This is a genomic window from Rubripirellula tenax (assembly GCF_007860125.1).
GTDB lineage: Bacteria > Planctomycetota > Planctomycetia > Pirellulales > Pirellulaceae > Rubripirellula > Rubripirellula tenax.
In genome coordinates, this window is sequence record NZ_SJPW01000001.1 from 362,619 (window position 1) to 379,985 (window position 17,367).

The window sequence follows — 17,367 nt, forward strand, 5'->3', positions numbered from 1 at the left end:
GCGAGACGTGATAAGTGCCGAGCGACGAAAATTTCGACCAAATTGAGTCTGCGGATCTATCGAAACGCTTCAAAGAACGCGTCTGGGCGGAACAATCGCGTTCGAAACCAACAAACCGCCCACCAAACTGAGTCCGATCACAACCATCGAAAAGCCCAGTTGCACGCCTTCCAGAGTCTCGCGTTCCAGCAGAGCAGCCAGCGACCGATACCCCAGCGATCCGGGCAACAGAATCAGCATTCCAGGCGTCAGCAGCACCATCGCCGGGATGTCGCGGACACGAGCATACAGATTGCTGACGCACCCGATCGTCAGCGCCCCCAAGAAAGCGCCGACTTCGACGCCGAATCGAAGTTCCATCGACCGGCTGACCAGCACGCCCAAGTACGAAACCAGCATGATGATCGGCCACTGCTTCGGACCGGCGCGAAAGACGATGGCGAAAGCGATCGGGGCAACGGCCAGTGCAATCCAAAACGCGCGTACGTTCAGATCCGCTCCTGCGTCGTCGGCGACCCGCAGCGGATCGATCATTCGCCATACGAATGCTACGCCGATGAACAAAGTCGCAAGGGAGACCATTGCCCCGGCCAAGCGGGCAACCCCGGCCGATAGATGCCCGACGGCCAGTTCGGTCAACGCGACGGTCAAACGCAGCCCGGGAATCAACAAGATCAATCCGGCCAGTGTCACCAACCGATCGTCCATCCCGACGAACGAGCGAGCAATCAAAATCGACGATAGCGATGCAACGACACCGGCGATTGGTTCGAGCAATCCCTTTTCCAGTTTCCATCGCGCGTGCAGCAATTCCATCACCGTCACCAAAATTCCGACGACGGCCGCAGCGATCCATTCTTGGACGGTTCCGCCAAAGAAGACAGCAACGGCCGCACAAGCCGTCGCGCAAGCCAACCCGTACGTCCATGGCCCATACATGCTCGGGGCCACGTCGATCCGATGAATGATGGGCATCGCTTCGTCGGCGGTCACTTCGCCTCGTGCGACTTGGCCCAGCACGCGCCCCAATTCGATCACCTTCCCGACATCAACGGAACCCGAATCGACGCGTCGGATGACCGTCATCTCACTGGCGGCCGAGTCTTCGTCCAACGAGATCACCAGCGCTGTTGGTGTATATAAAAAAGCGCTGTGGACATTCAATCCTTGCGACACTTCGTCCATCACTCGTTCGAGTCTGTGCGACGGCGTGCCGTAGCGATGCAGCATGATCGCCGCGTCGATCAGGAACTGTTGCTTCAGAGGTCGCTTGGCTGCTGTCGTCATTCGACCGGTTGCTCAACGAGAATGCAAAGGAGTTGGAATTCGAGTACGCTTGCAGTGTTTTATCCTCGAACTCGATCTTATGAGACTGCCGTGCGACCGAAATTTTGCATTCCGACCTTCCGCTTGACCGCGATCACGTTGACATCGGTGCTCCTGCTAAGCATCGCGACATCGTCGGCTCAAAATTTCTCCGGCAACGGCAACTTTCAAGTCGGGCCAGACTATGAAATCGATCCAGACCTGACGGACTTGGGCAAACGCAAAGGGCGATCGTTCGAGTTTTCGATGCCGCTTGCGGACAGCAACATCTTTCGAGGCGACGACAAGACGCTCGACCCGACGAAGAAGGTTCGCAGCGAAAGGAAAATCTTTGTCTACGTTCCTGCTGCCTATCGCGATGGAACCGAGGCACCGATTTTGGTGACGCTGGACGGGCCCAGCCGATTGGACTTGGTCAAGAATGCCCTCGACAATCTGACGATTTCTCGAAAGCCGAACCGCAAACTGCCGGCGTTCATTGCGATCGCCGTCGAAAACGGTGGCGACGACAGTAAGGGCAGCCAACGAGGACTGGAGTACGACACGATGTCGGATCGCTTTGCCCGGTTCATCAATGACGAAGTCCTGCCGGCTGTGTTGAACGATCCCCAAATCAAAGCCGCCTACCCCAAAATTGCTTTCACGTCGGACCCCTGGGGCAAAGCCGTCATGGGATGCAGCAGCGGCGGCGCCGCGGCGCTAACGATGGGATGGTTCCGCCCCGATTTGTTTCGTCGCCTGATCACATACTCGGGTACGTTCGTTGACCAACAAGACGACGACGCACCCGAGGAAGCCGAGTTCCCGCTCGGCGCGTGGGAATATCACTCCAGCATGAAGCTGATCGAAAACAGCGAGACAAAGCCGTTGCGGATCTTCACCCATGTTGCCCAGCACGACAACCGCGCCAACGACCCCGAAGAAACGTATCACAACTGGGTCATGGCAAATGAGCGGACGGCCGAAGCACTGAAAGCCAAGGGCTATGACTATCGCTTCGTTTTCAGCAAGGCGACCAAGCACTGCGATCGTCGTGTCTTTGAAAAGACGTTGGCCGACACACTGGTTTGGATGTGGAAGGACTATAAGCCTGCGTCGAAGCCGAAAGGCTGATCAAAACAGCTGCCATGCCTTGGCGTCTAGCTTGGCTTCCAGTTCGGCGTCGTTGGCACGCGAAATCAGATCGTAGTAGGCATACGGATATTTGAAGACGTGTCCGATGCCGAGTGTCTTGTCACCACGCGCTTGCCAGTATTTTGCGTCGTTGGGTCTCAAGTCGCTTACGGAATGATCCTTGATTTTGCGTTCGCCCGACTGCGGCCCTTTTCGCGTCACGGTCACGTACTTGCGAAACGCGGTCCGACAACTTTCGGCCCACTCGACGTCGCCCATTGCCGCCATCTCGACCAACGACTGGCCGAACGTCAACATGTGTCCGGCGAACCCTTGGCCGTAGCCGCTGAATCGATCGATCGCGTCGCTGGCCTCATTGAGCACGAATCGCGACGCCGCGACCGTGTCGGCGAAGGGCGGCGGGTCGACGTCGGCCGATGGTTCTTCGTCTCGCCACGGCTTGATCGCACGAATCAACCGACAAACGCCGTCGACACGATCGGCCGTTGCCGTTTCGGGCATCATCCGAAATCCTTTGATGGCGTGCATCGCAAAAATCGCGTCGTGCCCTACCTCGCGTAGCACACCGTTGCTTTCGGCAAGCGCCTTGCCGACCCGTTCGGCCGCATCCTCGATCGGGTCCGCAGACGGAAAGGGCTTGCACAGCTTCGACGAAGCCCAGTTCAAATCGAACAGCTCGACGATCCTTGCCGCGGTCACATCGTCCAACGAATTATCAGCGCACATCATGTGGGCCGAAATCATCGACGCGCCGCGGTGTCCGTCCGAAAAATAGCTCTGGTCGGGCGCCCGAGCCAGCGCGTTGAGTCCGAGTTCGACGAGTCGCTTCTCTGACAAGCTGCGTGATTCGGCAAGCGCAACTTGATCCAAATGGGTCAACGTCGAACCCAGTAGAGTCGTGCTGGCAACGGCAAACTGTCGGCGATTGATCATAGCGTTCTCGGCATCCAAAACGACCAAAGCGATTTCTTTGACCTCGCTATGCAGTATACCGCCTTCCGCCGCCCAATCGGGGACTGCACTGCCAACTCGGGCCAGATCGCTACTGCTGCAGAGTTCCGAACTGCTGTTTGAATGCGACTTGCGTGGCTTGTTGCAGCTGCTGCCCTTCGGCGAGAAGTCGCTCTGCTTCTTCTTCCTTGCTTTGGCCTTTGGCGATCAGCTTTTCGGATTCCGTTTTCAGCTTCGTACCCTTTTTGACCATTGCTTGCCCACGACTCCAATCGTCGCCCAATCCATCAGCGACTTTTCCATGGCTACTCATCATGTCACCAAGAGTGGGTGTCGAACTGCAACCGGCGCACGCAAACGCGGCCATGAGAACGGCGGTCGATCCAACAACAGTTTTCAAGTTCCATGACATCATTTCGTATCTCCAGACAAGCGTTCGACATATCGGAGTGGCCGCGTCAGTGAGACCCACTGAACGGTTCTTTCGCGCCATCCAATCACTATGATCGGCACTTCAGTCAGGAACGAACACGAATAGCATGAACGAAAACCAATTAGACTCTACGAATTGCGTTAAAGATGTTGCGATTCGTTGGACTCAATCGCATTGGATCGCGACCGGTTCGGTGGTCATCAGGACTTCTTGATGTCGCGGACGGGTCGCACCGCGCGGATCTCGTTGACAACCGATTTTACGCCCGGTGTCACTCGGGCGATCGCCAACGCCATCGCCTTATCATCTGGGTGCTTGGAGTCCCCCGTCAGCCGTACGTCGCGTCCCCCAGTTTCGCTGACCTCTGAAGCTTGATCGTCGACTTGATCGATCGGAGCCACGGCTTCGATGTGCGACATCCCCATTCGGTCGAGCCCTTGCTGGACTCGCTCGACGATTGACAGGGCATGTTCATTCTTATTCATGATGCAGTTCATTCTAGTTGTTGATAAATGTTCGTGCTGACAAAAACCGCGGGCGGCCAGAACCGGCGCGCCACGCGTGACTCAAATCGATCTTTAGCTCTCAAGCGTCATCCCACCCGCGCTATCCACCATGATGACGCGGGGCAGATCACCGGCGAGCAATTCGAGTGAATGATACATCGCTGCTTCTTGCCCTTCCTCGGGCGTTTGGAATCCCAACAACACAAGCGAGGCATTTCGCGACGTTGCGTGAATCACTTTGGGTACGGGTTCGTCGGAGATGACCACTTCGGTATCAAAATGTATCCGGGCGGACGCCGCGATTTCTTGCATGTGCTTGATGATCTCTGCTTTTGCTTGTTCGTTCTGAACGACGCGAAGCACGCGGACCGAGTTGGCTCGCCATTCGGGGTTTCGGTGCAATAGGTGAGCCAACAGCAACATCAGTTCGCCGTTCTCCATTCCTCGCCACCAAACATCAATGGTTCCGCGGGGCACGGTCCAATGTTCTGCGGTGCTGGTTGCCGTCGATTTTTCGCTGTCCTCGTCGTCTTCACGATGCGACAAGAATCGCGCCGCCAGAATGCTGCGTTTGGTTCTTGCGATCAAACGAACGGTCGCTCCGAACGAGTCGGCTTTGGATTCGTCGCGCGGCCAGCCTAGCAGCACCGTATTGGGCCGCAACCCGCCAATGCCGTGGCACTGGATCAAGGACTCGATGCCGTCGGACACATATTCGGCACAGGCGACGGCCGGAAACGCATCGATCTCCTCTCGCTTGATGAAACTTCGCAACAGCTTTTCGTATCGATCGCGAAGCACCGATTGTTCTTCAAGGTCGCCGGTGACGACGTGGGCCAACGACAGGATTCCGTGGCCCGAAGTCAACCAATGACCGTAAATCGGAATGTGTGGTCGCGTCCAACCGCTGCCACTAAGCGCCATCACAATCGGTCGCCAGTTCTTGGGGTGGTAAACCTCGTCTTCCAATTTCAGAAGCGCCTTGCGTGCGCGTTCAAAGATCACACCGCTTTGCAAGTTGCCCCAACGCGCCTCGACCTCCTTCGACCGGATGAACCAATAGATCGCTCCGATGAACAACAGCGACATAGTTGCCCACACTCCATTGATCAAGAACATCACACCGAAGCATCCGATCATTCCTAGCAGCGACGTGATCCAGTGCGAATACTTGAACGTCGGTCGATAGCTGGGGTTTCGTGTGACGGACTCATAGAACGTCGCAAGGTTCAATAGCCCGTAGGTGATCATGAAGAACATTGTGATGATCGGTGCGATCGCGTTCAGGTCACCGAACACGATACACACTTGCGCAATCGCAAACGTCAGCACCGTCGCCCGGCGCGGTTCGTTACTCAACCCGCTGCCGGCACCGAAAAACTTCAGCGACGTAAAGATCTCATCGCGGGCGAACGCTTGAAGGATCCGAGGTGCCCCCATCATGCTGCCCAGCGCCGACGATAGGGTCGCCGCAAATACGCCCGCGGTGATCAACATCGGCCAGACCGCGATGTCGCGGATCACCATATTGTTGCCGATCAACTCTTCGGCCGGCCGTGCGCAGCCGAGCAAAAATGCTTGCGAAAGATAAACCACACCCGTGACGACGACCGCCGCCAGGGTTCCGCGGGGAATCGATTTGGATGGGTTGGCAAGGTCACCCGACATATTAGCGCCCGCCATGATGCCAGTTACCGCCGGGAAGAACAACGCAAACATCGTGAACGTGTTTTCGCCTTCCAAGAACGAAGGCTGTAGATTCGTTTGCAAGTACTCAGGGTTGAAGTCCGCGATCGCACCGGCGTAAAACGAGCCCAGCGCCGCGGCCAGGATAGCCAGAATGAAGTACTGGACCTTGATCGTCCAACCGGCACCGATGTAGACGCAAACAAACGTGATCAGATTCACAAGCGTCGAGATTGCCATCGCGTTGTCAGCCATCGATGGAAACGTCGCCGCAAGTGCTTCGGTGAAACCGATGATGTACATCGCCACCGAGATCGCTTGAGCGGCGAAGAACAGCACGCCGATCGCGCCGCCAAACTCCACACCCAACGAACGAGAAATCAAATAGTATGCGCCGCCGCCTTTGACGCGCGTGTTGCTAGCGATCGCGGACAGCGACAGCGTGGTCAGCGTCGTGATGGTTTTGGCTGCTAACACGATCAAGACAGCGGTATAGATTCCCGATTGCCCGACCACTTGGCCGAACCTCAGAAACATGATCACGCCCAGGATCGTCAGCGTGCATGGTGTGAACACACCACCGAACGTGCCGAATTTCGTCGAACCGGTAAGATCGTTCTTGGAACTACCTGACATGAACTGCGTCCGTGATCGAAAGGACGGTTCGCGACATACGATCCGTTGTTTGGTTAGGAGTGATGATGGAAGCCACCCGTCGATGGGGGGTGCCGAATCGGGACGACGAAACTCATGGCGCGTTTCGCGGCTGAAACATCGAAGCTGGTGCAATTACAAGCTTGCCGTGCCTCCATAGCAATGGGGAACGAAAAAGATGGGTGCGTCGCGTTTTCGGCTATGACCGAATCCCTAGACGGGGCTGCTAAGCCGCTTTGAACGCCGAATCGGAACTGCTTGGATCGGACGCCACCAAGCGGAAATCGATCGGGCGAGGCGTTTGGATGTACAAATCCCGCTGGGGAAATGCGATCACGATTTGGGCTTCGCGGAACATCGCATCAATTTTCAGCCGAACGCCGGTTTCGATCATCCGCACCTGCGACATGTTCTTGGCTTGGACCCAAAAGTGCACCTGGAAAACGAGCGAGTTGTCGCCAAAGTCGTTGAACCAAACCATTGGTTTGGGTCGGTCCAGCACTCCGCTCTGCTCAGATTCCGCCCGCGCCAGCAACCGCAAAACCGCATCCAAGTCTGACCCATAGGCAACGCCGATGGTGATCGACGTTCGCAACCGGTCGTCACGGCGAGTCAAGTTGGTGACTTCGTTTTCAAGAAAGCTGCTGTTGGGAACAATGATGTCTTGATTGTCGCCGGTACGAATTTGCGTGCTGCGTGCACCAATCTTGGTAACGTTGCCGTGCGTTTCACCGATCTTGATCAGGTCGCCGACTTTGATCGGTCGTTCGGCCAGCAGAATCAAACCGCTGATGAAGTTGTTCAAAATGTTCTGGCTACCGAAACCGATTCCGATCGCAATCGCACCACCTAAGAAAGTGAACACGGTCAAAGGAACGTTCGCGTACCGAAGCGCCGTCAACCCCAGCGTCACCAACAGCGCGTAAAAGGTAAGCGACTCGATTGCGTCGGCGGCTGCTTCATCGACGCCCCATTTCGGAAGCCGGCGCCCTAGCCACATGCTCAACCATCGTGCCAACATGAAGCCAAAGAACAGCATCAGGATACTGCTGCAGACTTTCCCCACGGTCAACGATGTGTCGTCGATCGCGGCCAGTTCATAGTTCCAAAGCCGCTTGGCATGTGCCCAAGTGTCCTCAGCGATTTCACCCGCCGATCGCCCCGGTTCACCTTCGATTTGTGTCTTCAGCCGTTCAAGCGTTCGCTTTGAATTGTCCAGCGTCAACAGACTCTTGCTGTACACTTCGGCCTGTTTGTCAAAGGAGTCTCGTTTGGCCGCCAACCATCGCTTTTCTTCTGCGTTGTTGCTTGCCGCATCGATCTTCGCATCGACGGTCGACTGGCTGACGCGAAGCTCGTCGAGCTTGAAGCGTCGCGCCTGCCGATCTTGTGTGATTTGCTCGATTTGCTTGTTCGTGTCACTCGCCCATTCGTTTCGCTCTTTGCGCAGAACTTGGTTGGTGATCACCAAGTAGCGTCGTTCCCACGCTTTCTTCAGAACGGGAATCCGTTGAAGTTGTTGATTGGTGAGCGTCATTTCTTCCTGAATCGCCATTTGAGCGACTTTCAGCGAGTCGACGCGCTCGGTCAACTCGACCCCAGCATTGGATGTCGTGTCGGCTTCCTGCCGTGCCGCCAACCAACGTCGCTCGGCAAACTGCAGTTCGGATTGCAAACGGTACGCTCGCTGCTTCAACTCGATATCGGTCTTGTCCAGATCCGCGAGTTTCTCCGCCAAGTCATCTTTGGTGAAGACGATTCGATCGCCGACGATCGCAACCTTCCTCTCGTCGATTTCCAATTGCAGTTTCGCGATCGCTTGGTTCGCTTCGGCTATCGAGAGCTCTTGTCGCCGAAGGACGAAGATTTCCTCGGCCAATTTTTGCTCCAACTCGGCCAGTTGTATTTCGCCTTCCTTTGCGGTTCCGGATTTTTCCTTGAGCTGCCGCAGCGACTTGGCACGTTCTTCGGAATTGAGTTTCGCGGTCTCTGCCGAACTGCGAGCGGACACGACCGACGATTCTGAAGAAAGCAGTTTCGTCTTTGCGTTCCGAACGGACTCTTTCAACCCATCAAGGAAGATCACCGAATAGGGCGGCTTCTCGTCCAGCTCTCCGTCGGCCAATCGGGTCAGAATCGACTTTAGGTTGGCTACCTGTGCGTCGTGGTCTTCGTTCGACGAACTGGCCGACTGTTGTTGGGCAATGACAACGTCGATTTGTTTCAACAGGTCAACGCGACTGGCATCGGCCGTGGGCTGCGCCGAATCGCTTCCGCTGATGGCTGCTTCTTGCTTCTCCTCCAACATGGCGATACGAAGTTCCGCAGCAACCTCTTCTTGCTTCTCGTCTAATTCGGCCGCCGCCACTTCCGCCTTCAATTCCTCCTCGGCCGAAACCAGCACGATGTCGACGGATTCATTTCTCGCCGGCTGAGCCGCACCGACGGGAATCTCGTCGACTTGGAATTCGGCGGTGTGAACCGACGAAAGGTCCGGTGTTGTGACCGCGGCGCGCAGCAAACCACCCCGGGTGGATGAATCGGCATCACTCGCATGAGCCGCTGCTCGATCGCCTGTCGAATCGGATACGCCCGTTTCGCCCGCAAAAACGGACGCGATCGCGAAAAACCCTGATAAGGCGACGAAGCAACGATTAGCGTTCAATGGCATCCGAGCGTCCTTGCTGCTGAAATTAGTTTCATGCAGGAATACGCATTGGCGCGAATCACCGTCAAGACCGCAAAAAACGTTCCATCCGATGTGAATCCCGGTGCCGATGTTTCATGGAGTCGGAATGTCCGTTCACGAACTTCGTATTCGCAAGATCGCGGTCAAAGACCGCCGAATTATGGGCGTGGGCCGGGAATCCAGGTCAGACCAAAGTGGGCACGATCGTTGCGACCGACTCCATCGATATCCTCGATTCCGAAACCATAGTCGAATCGGGCGATGAACCGATCGCTGATCTGGTATCGACATCCGACGCCGGTGCTGAGTGCAAAGGTGGACGCGTCTTCGCCTTCAAGCGGATCGGCAATGTAGCCGTTGCCCATGTCCATGAATGTGTAGGCGCGAAAGGTACGAGCATCTTGCTCGCATCCGAAACGATAGGTTTTGGGTCCGAATTCAAAGTTCGCGATCCAGCCATGGTCGGCATTGTAAGACCGCTGATCCGTCCCACGAATCGTGTCAAAGCCGCCCAGCCCGAGCGTTTCGCTGAACAAAAGTCGCTCGGACGCGACCTGGCCCGTAAATTTGCTGGACAACAACCATCGTCCGCTCAGCAAATCAGCCCTGGCATAGTTCATCCGTGCATAGATGTAGTCGGGCGACGTGCCCGGACGAATCGTGTTGAACGCGGCTGCGGAATGCGATCCCGACATCCCGCCCCCGGGGCCGATGAAGGTGTCGAATCGAAACGATGCGAATTGATCGATGTCATGACGCACGTAGTCGTCGATGCCGAAACGTAATTGAAACAAGTCCGCCGTCGAACCGCTGATCGTGGTACCGTCGAACTCCAAGCTATTGTCCGTTGACTTGAAGTCGTAGCCGAAATTGAAGTTCTGTTGTCGAGTCCGATTGCGAATCAAATGGCGACTCAGCGTCGACCCAAGTTGATAGCTGCTTCCGTCCTGCAGCAGCCCCTGTGAGAGCTTCGGTTGCACGGTGGCATAGCTGCCGAACCCGTTGAAAGACCAGTCGCGGTTGAACGGTTGGTTGTAGCTAAGCGAGTGCGCATGAAGCAGTTGGAACTGTTCGTCGGTGGTGTATTGATACCCCAGTGTGCCGCCACGCCCGAGGACGTTTCCGTATTGAGCGCCCGCGAAAAAGCGACCGAAGTTAAGCGTCTCGACGCCGCTATCGTCGATCCCGACATAGCCACGGATCGGCACTACGTCTCGCATTTTGTATGTAACATCGGTACTTCCGTCGGCTTCGCCTTTGTCGAAATCAACGGTAACGCGGCGGAACGTATTTTGGTTCAGCCAGAACAAGTCGTCTTCGATATTGGGCTCGTAGATGCGGCAACCGGGCCGAGTGGACTCGATCCATTTTGCGGTCGATTCGAAATCGAAATAGCAACCGGGTTGAACTTTGACTTTGCCGATGCGCGACTCAGTGACTACCAAATGCAGGGTGCCACTGGTGATTCGTTGTTCGGGAATCACGACGTCGACAATCGGTTGTTTGCAGTCGCGATATTTCTTGATGATATCGCGAGACAACTCGTTCACACTGCGAAGCGTGATCGGACGACCAAGGTGTCCATGCACGATCGCGCAGATCGCAGACTTGTAAACCAACGAATCGGCTTCGTCAAAGTCATAGTGGACGCCCTCGAGCGAATCAATCGACTCGTCGGTGACGATCTTGCCGGCGTCGTCCACGATTCTGACGGCTTGAAGCGACTCGACCAAAACACGATCGTCTTCGACTCGCTCTGGCAAAATCGCTGTCGACCGACAGACTCGGCGCTTTCAAATCGCGAGAGTTGAGATCGAGCGGCTTGTATCGCTCGTAGTTCTGTGCAGATAGATCGGTCAAGCCGATTGCAAGAACGAAGTACGCTGCGAGCGCACCCTTAGCCGCATGGGAATCAAACATGTCGTCGCTTCCGTGCCCCTTTCTTCCGCTCGTGTCCGGCAATCCATTGCGAGACACATTTTCGTTACGACTTGTTTCGTCGTTCGCCGTATCGGGAAGCCACGCTCGGGTTCAAAACCGCGTTACTCTGTGCGCGCGCGGTCTGCTGGTGCGTTCTGTAACGGATGTAGGTGTACCTTCACGCCGAGGGTTCGCAGACGAAGTGGGACGAACGTCAGAACGTGCACCGATCGCGGATCGGAAGACTTTTCCCAGACGGGAACACTGATCCAAGCCGACGCAAAGACCGAACACGCAGTGCCCCCGCGATCGACACAACTTGCCAACCCGGGCGAAACCGCCGAAAGAGACGACGCCAAAGAAAAACACCCTTAAAAACAAAGGTTTTTAAGGGTGTCTTGACAACAGCGGAGGACACGGGACTCGAACCCGCAGCCCCTTACGGGGTACCTCAGTTCCAGTGAGGCCGCTCACCAACTCGCTTATCCTCCGAGTGGTTCTTGAGGAACATATCTTGGAGTCTGGGACAGAATATTACAAGGTCGGGTTAACGATTACGAAAACATGCCCAATGGCGTGCCGCTGGCACCGGTGCTGTAGAACTTTCGAATGTTCGGCAGAATCGTTTCTAGATCGGCATTGTTGCCAATCCCGAACCACATCGACAATTCCGCAGCATATTGATCGACCGAAACGGTCGGAATCAGTCGGCCGCGGCCGACGTCTAGCGGACTTCCGGGCGCCAACGAGAGTGGATAGTCGCCGTAGATTCGGCCGCCATTGACGCCGCCGCCCATCACGATTTGGTTGCCGCCCCAACCGTGATCGGAACCCTGACCGTTGCCGGCCAATGTTCGCCCGAAATCCGACGCCGTGAAGGTCGTCACGCAATCGGCCAAACCGAGCTCGACCATGCTGGCGTAGAACGCGGCCAATGCGGCATCCACTTCCGCCAAGTTTGCCGCGTGGGGCCCCAACAGGTCGCCGTGCAGGTCCCAGTTTCCATAGTTGACAAAAAACGTCTGGCGGTTGTGGTCCAGCGACTCATGTGCCGCGATTGTCCGGGCGATGCGTTCCATTTGCTGGCCCAAGTACGTTTCGGGAAACACGGTCGCCAGCGTGACGTTGGCCGTGGCCGCGTTGTAAGTCAGGGCCGCTTCAATCGCTTGCTTTGTCATCAGCGAATGGGTGCGTTTGACCAAGTTTTGTTCGTTTCGAGCCAGCATCTTTTCGTGCGCGGCGCGAAAGATTCGATCGCGACTCCATTCACTGAAGTATCCGTCGCGTTCTTCGGTACCACCGGCACCGACAATATAAGGATTGGCGTACGTCGCAGCTTGAAACAGATTGGTCGAATCGATCGCGATGCTCAATGCGATCGGATCGAAACGCCGCGACGGATCCGTCAAAATGTCGGCCATCCGGCCGCCCCAACCCGTGATGTCGTCACGCGATCGCGGCATCGCCGTTTGCCATTGCCGTGCCAAGTCGGCGTGGGAGAACAAACCGAGCGGCAGCCGGTTGTCGTAGGCTTCGAAAATGGCTTTATCGACAGGCTCGACGAGGCTGCCGACGTTGGCCACAAAGGCGACTTCGCCCGCGTTGTACAACGTTCGCAATTGAGTCATCGACGGGTGAAGGCCGAACGACCGACCCGTCACGTCACCAATGGGCAACAAATTGGATTGCGGGATTGCCAAGCCACCGGCGCCCGTGCCACCTCGCGCCGTCGAATAGTCCGTGTACTCGGACGTTTCATTGGGCATCAGCATGTTGAACGAATCGTTGCCACCGCCTAAGAACAGGCACACCAACGCACGGTAACCCTCGCCCGGACCGGCAGCGACAAGTGACTCCGCCATTTCTAGCTGCAACCACGCGGATGATGCCGATGCGCCAGCCATCGCGAGGCATCGCTTCGCAAATTGCCGTCTCGACGTGCCCGGTTTTCGACTGTGATTCGAATCTGAAAAATCGTTGGTGAACATGGCGAATGCCTTTGGGGAGATGAGTTAGGCCGCGGCACCGGGGCGTTATCGGGCCGGTGAATCCTGAACGTCTGCTTTTGACCTACGGTAGAACCCAACAGTCCGGCGAACTGATCACCAAGTACAGCATCGCCGTCAGCCGATCCATCGCGTCGGTGTATTCCAATTCGATGCTGATCGATTCGACGGCATCAAGAATGTCCTGGCGAGTCTCGTCAGGCATCGTGCCGCGGCAGAACTGCAAATCCAATCTTTCTAGCAAGCCTTCGCGATCGGCATCGACATCGATCAGCATTTGCGAATAGTCGAACACCAACCGCGACGTTCGCGTCGGGATAACCGGTTCCCACATCCAGTACTTCGCCTCGCCTTGGTACAAATCCCACTTGTATCGATTGCCCATTCGGTTGTTCAACACCGGCGTCAACAACGTGAACTCCGGCGCCGTGATCCGGTTTTCGGCCAGACGCCGCGATGGCACCACCGTCGCCAGCGGTCCCGGCGGCTGGTAATCGGGCAGATAGAAATTGAACACGTTCGGGGAACCGAACGGAGATTGCGCCAAGTCCCACTGCATGCGTGGCATGATCGCGTACGACGTCGGTTCATCATTGTGGTACATGTCGCCCACCAACCCGCGAATCATCGCCAAATAATGCAGTTGAGGTTCCTGCATCCGCGAGTACTCGGTGCCGCGATCGATCACGGTGTACTCACCACCGCCACCGGGCAAGCGCTTCGATCGCCCCCGCGTCGAACGCCACGCTTCCGGATCGATCAAAATCGCTTTGATCATCGCACCGATGTCGCCAACGTTACCGTTACCGCCTTCGTTGAATGCCGTGACGACGCGACGGATGTAGCCGCGCGATGGGTTCGATCGGACCAGACGCTGAATCAAACGCCGCGCCAAAAACGGTCCCACGTTGGGATGATCGGCAAGGTTGTCTAGCGTCGCGTTGATGTCCGCCATCCCCGACCCCGGTGCGCCGGAGTGCGCCGGCAACACGGTGCCGCCGAGCAACTCCTTCGCCGCTGTTTCGTGATAATCGTCCCACATTTCCATCGGATTGAGGTAGTCACGTGGTTCGCCCCAGTGGAAATACTCGGCACCCTTGAACGTTAGTCCCGTGAAGACGCTGGCCAACGATTGGATCGTGTCCATGCCATACGTTGGGATCAGATCGCCCCCGACGTCGTTTTTCGCCCGACCATCGGGATGCAGTTCGTACAAACCGATCGAAAACAACTGCATGATTTCACGAGCATAGTTTTCATCGGGGTAGTAATTGTTCGCCGGATCGGCTTTTGCGTTGCGAAGATGCGACAAGTAGTTGCCCATCATCGGGTGAAACGTCACCTCGCCCAACAACGGTCGGTAGTTTCCAAACGCGCCGCTGACAAACTTTTCATAGAAGTTCGTGGGGCCGTACCAATGCGGATTGCCGTCGGCGTTCTTCAGCGTTTCGCCAAACCCGTCTTCAATATCGCTGATGACAAAGATCTGGCTCAACGCCCACGCGACGCGCTGGCGAAGCTGATCCGGTGCACGCAGCGCACAGTGATAGAACGCGTGGTACCGGTATTGGCCCAAATACCTCGCATCGGAATCGTCGTTTGCGGCCCCATGCTCGGCAAGTAACGCATTGAGCGTGTCTTGGTGCAGTGTGGGCGGAAGCGCCATTTGGGCATCGATCCACTCGACACACGCCTGCCGGGTCCCAACTTGAACCATCCGCGTGGCCAACTCTTCGATCTCGTCGATCGTGGGACCAAACGTGGTTCGCGACAGAAACTGGGCCGCTTGAATCCGCTGTCTTACCAACCGCAAATCGCGGTAGGTTTCGGAAGTGAACGTGCCCGCCGAAACAACAGACAAACCGACGCACAGGCCCAACACGGCCACGACGAAGCGCAACATTCGACCGCCCTCCTAAGAAAGCGCACAGATGACGGCATCCTGCCCGAATAGATAAGGTCGAAGAACATCCGTCTCCGATGATCTTGAAGCTATCGGTGAATCGCGGATGCGTCAATCGAATTCTCTGGCGCTGCCGAACCTTTTTCGGGGGGAACCCGGCGTCCATGTATAGGAACATGGACGCAAGATCGAATCAGCCTAAAGCGATGTTTTCGCACCACTGATCAGCTTGATGAACTCGTCGTTGCTAACGAATCGCCCCAATTGCTTGGTCAGCTGTTCCATGGCGTCGCACGGGTGCATGCTCGAAAGCGTCCGCCGCAACATCGTGACGGCCTCGTAAGTCTCTTCGTCGTGCAAAAGTTCTTCGCGACGTGTTCCACTTTGCGAGATGTCGATCGATGGCCAAACGCGGCGATCGGCCAACTTGCGGTCGAGGACCAATTCCATGTTTCCGGTTCCCTTGAACTCTTGAAAAATGGCTTCGTCCATCCGACTGTTCGTGTCGACCAAGCAAGTCCCGACAATGGTCAGCGAACCGCCTTCTTGGAAAGCACGTGCGGTTGCGAACAACTTCTTGGGAATGTCCATCGCCTTGATGTCCAAACCGCCCGACATGGTTGCGCCGCCGCGACCACCGCGACCGACCCATTTATTGAATGCACGAGCCAGTCGTGTGATGGAATCCAGCATCAAGAAGACGTCTTGGCCCATCTCGGCAAGGCGTTTAGCTCGATCAATCACCAATTGGCTCAATCGAACATGGCTTTCGACATCCATGTCCAACGAACTTGCGATCACTTCGCCACCGACGATGTTTCGCTTCATGTCGGTCACCTCTTCGGGCCGTTCGTCGATCAGCAGCACCATCAATTTGACACCAGGGTGATTTTCGGCAATACCGCTGGCAATGTCTTGCAACATGATCGTCTTGCCGCTTCGTGGCGGTGCGACGATCAATGCTCGTTGTCCCAACCCCATCGGCGCCAAAAGGTCGATGACGCGGTTGGTCACCGGGCGTTGGCCCCGTTCCAGCCGCAACCACTTCTCTGGGTTGATGGCCGTTAAGGTGTCGAAGTTGGGGACTTGGGGATAGTCATCAGGCTTGACACCGTCGACATCCAGAATTTCGCGAACACGAGGCCCCTGTTGTCGACGGGCTTCTTGGACCATTGCCTTGATCTGAACACCCTGACGCAATCCGAACTTTTCGATCATCGTGCCGGGAACGAACGGATCCGACCGTTCGCGAGAATAATTATTGTCAACGGTACGCAGGAATCCGTATCCGTTGGGATGCAATTCGAGGATCCCCTCTCCCTCGAGCAGGGGTGCATCATTGTTGATTTCAGGTTCGCGATCGACTCCGCCATTGGCCGAACCGTTTCCGCCGCCGCCGTTCCCACCGCCTCCGCCTCCGCCGCCACGTCGCCGTCGCCGAACACGAGGTTTACCGTTCTGGCCACCGCCCGACGGTCCACCGCCGCCATTGCCGCCGTAACCCCCTCCTCCGCCGCCGCCGTTACCGTTGCCACCGGAGTTGCCATTACCAGAATTACCGGAACCGTTCCGATTGCGATTGGTGCGTTTCTTTGCCATTTGTCATCCAGAAGACTGAGCATTTTTGCTGGTCAGGACCAAGCGATCATTCGATCGATTGCGCGGGATAACCGCGTGCGCCAGCAGTGAGTTCAGCGAGATTTGAAGAAGTACCGCATCGTTAGAAAAACAGGAGTGAAGCTCCGAGTCGGGAAAGTGCGGTGCATTCCCATCGAAGAAACGGTGTGGCCTATCGCCGACCTGAGAGCGAACGGTGACCGCGGAATCAACATCCGCAACCCCCACCATCGCTATGCACCCGAAGGGCACATGCCGAACCAAAACCGGGTCGAAATCAAGTTTTCAAAGGAGTTTCAAAAGCTAGCCATCTTCGGCCGGCGGAAACAACTGAACCAAGCAAATCGGTGGAAGACTTTCTTCACCAAAGAGCATCCATCGTTGAAGCGCGGCAAACTGAGCCGCTTCCCATGCTTCAAGTTGATCGGACCTGGCCGGCGGTCTCAATTTCGATCTCCTGCCGTTTTCCTCAGCAGACTCTTCACAAATTCGTGAGATCGTGCGGTCGCGTCAAAATCCAGGTCGCGGGGTCGCGTATTGAG

At 56.4% G+C, this 17,367-nt stretch carries 11 protein-coding genes and 1 tRNA gene; 1 reads left to right on the forward strand and 11 read right to left on the reverse strand.

Translation table 11 applies throughout. The features are described from left to right. Positions 1 to 69 precede the first annotated feature (69 nt). Positions 70 to 1,287 (reverse strand): threonine/serine exporter family protein, encoded by a 1,218-nt coding sequence (locus Poly51_RS01385; protein WP_146453561.1) that lies wholly within the window; start codon positions 1,285 to 1,287, stop codon positions 70 to 72. A 153-nt stretch (positions 1,288 to 1,440) separates the two neighbouring features. Between Poly51_RS01385 and Poly51_RS01390 the strand changes: the two genes are divergently transcribed. Beyond that, positions 1,441 to 2,439 (forward strand): alpha/beta hydrolase, encoded by a 999-nt coding sequence (locus Poly51_RS01390; RefSeq protein WP_246114281.1) that lies wholly within the window; start codon positions 1,441 to 1,443, stop codon positions 2,437 to 2,439. On the opposite strand, the gene Poly51_RS01395 is transcribed toward Poly51_RS01390, so the two are convergent. The 10 genes from Poly51_RS01395 to rho all read right to left on the reverse strand — a co-directional run bounded on the left by Poly51_RS01395 (position 2,440) and on the right by rho (position 16,807). After that, on the reverse strand, positions 2,440 to 3,393 hold the full coding sequence (locus tag Poly51_RS01395) for a hypothetical protein (RefSeq protein ID WP_146453563.1): 954 nt from the start codon (positions 3,391 to 3,393) through the stop codon (positions 2,440 to 2,442). Between the two features lie 109 nt (positions 3,394 to 3,502). Continuing rightward, positions 3,503 to 3,826, reverse strand: coding sequence for a hypothetical protein (locus tag Poly51_RS01400; protein ID WP_186775268.1), 324 nt, complete (start codon positions 3,824 to 3,826; stop codon positions 3,503 to 3,505). 218 nt (positions 3,827 to 4,044) lie between these two features. Next, a complete protein-coding gene (locus Poly51_RS01405) occupies positions 4,045 to 4,329 on the reverse strand; it encodes a BON domain-containing protein (protein WP_186775269.1) in 285 nt (94 codons plus the stop codon). A 93-nt stretch (positions 4,330 to 4,422) separates the two neighbouring features. Next, a complete protein-coding gene (locus Poly51_RS01410) occupies positions 4,423 to 6,672 on the reverse strand; it encodes an amino acid permease (protein ID WP_146453566.1) in 2,250 nt (749 codons plus the stop codon). A gap of 244 nt (positions 6,673 to 6,916) precedes the next feature. Further along, the gene (locus tag Poly51_RS01415; RefSeq protein WP_146453567.1) at positions 6,917 to 9,361 is read right to left on the reverse strand and encodes a mechanosensitive ion channel domain-containing protein; all 2,445 of its coding nucleotides are present in this window, start codon (positions 9,359 to 9,361) and stop codon (positions 6,917 to 6,919) included. Between the two features lie 176 nt (positions 9,362 to 9,537). Next, positions 9,538 to 11,142, reverse strand: coding sequence for a ShlB/FhaC/HecB family hemolysin secretion/activation protein (locus Poly51_RS01420; protein ID WP_246114195.1), 1,605 nt, complete (start codon positions 11,140 to 11,142; stop codon positions 9,538 to 9,540). Between the two features lie 565 nt (positions 11,143 to 11,707). Next, positions 11,708 to 11,790, reverse strand: a tRNA-Ser gene (locus Poly51_RS01425). A 63-nt stretch (positions 11,791 to 11,853) separates the two neighbouring features. Continuing rightward, positions 11,854 to 13,203: a DUF1501 domain-containing protein gene (locus tag Poly51_RS01430; RefSeq protein WP_186775270.1), complete on the reverse strand. Its 1,350-nt coding sequence runs from the start codon at positions 13,201 to 13,203 to the stop codon at positions 11,854 to 11,856. A gap of 166 nt (positions 13,204 to 13,369) precedes the next feature. Next, on the reverse strand, positions 13,370 to 15,208 hold the full coding sequence (locus Poly51_RS01435; protein WP_146453570.1) for a DUF1800 domain-containing protein: 1,839 nt from the start codon (positions 15,206 to 15,208) through the stop codon (positions 13,370 to 13,372). A 198-nt stretch (positions 15,209 to 15,406) separates the two neighbouring features. Next, entirely contained in the window at positions 15,407 to 16,807 is a 1,401-nt protein-coding gene (gene rho, locus Poly51_RS01440; RefSeq protein WP_146453571.1) for a transcription termination factor Rho, read from the reverse strand. Between the last annotated feature and the right edge of the window lie 560 nt (positions 16,808 to 17,367).

What these genes read in the sequence shown, in the direction of transcription:
- Poly51_RS01385 (WP_146453561.1), bottom strand. Translation starts at nt 1,287, where the DNA reads ATGACGACAGCAGCCAAGCGACCTCTGAAGCAACAGTTCCTGATCGAC.
- Poly51_RS01395 (WP_146453563.1), bottom strand. Translation starts at nt 3,393, where the DNA reads ATGATCAATCGCCGACAGTTTGCCGTTGCCAGCACGACTCTACTGGGT.
- Poly51_RS01400 (WP_186775268.1), bottom strand. Translation starts at nt 3,826, where the DNA reads ATGATGTCATGGAACTTGAAAACTGTTGTTGGATCGACCGCCGTTCTC.
- Poly51_RS01405 (WP_186775269.1), bottom strand. Translation starts at nt 4,329, where the DNA reads ATGAATAAGAATGAACATGCCCTGTCAATCGTCGAGCGAGTCCAGCAA.
- Poly51_RS01410 (WP_146453566.1), bottom strand. Translation starts at nt 6,672, where the DNA reads ATGTCAGGTAGTTCCAAGAACGATCTTACCGGTTCGACGAAATTCGGC.
- Poly51_RS01415 (WP_146453567.1), bottom strand. Translation starts at nt 9,361, where the DNA reads ATGCCATTGAACGCTAATCGTTGCTTCGTCGCCTTATCAGGGTTTTTC.
- Poly51_RS01430 (WP_186775270.1), bottom strand. Translation starts at nt 13,203, where the DNA reads ATGGCTGGCGCATCGGCATCATCCGCGTGGTTGCAGCTAGAAATGGCG.
- Poly51_RS01435 (WP_146453570.1), bottom strand. Translation starts at nt 15,208, where the DNA reads ATGTTGCGCTTCGTCGTGGCCGTGTTGGGCCTGTGCGTCGGTTTGTCT.
- rho (WP_146453571.1), bottom strand. Translation starts at nt 16,807, where the DNA reads ATGGCAAAGAAACGCACCAATCGCAATCGGAACGGTTCCGGTAATTCT.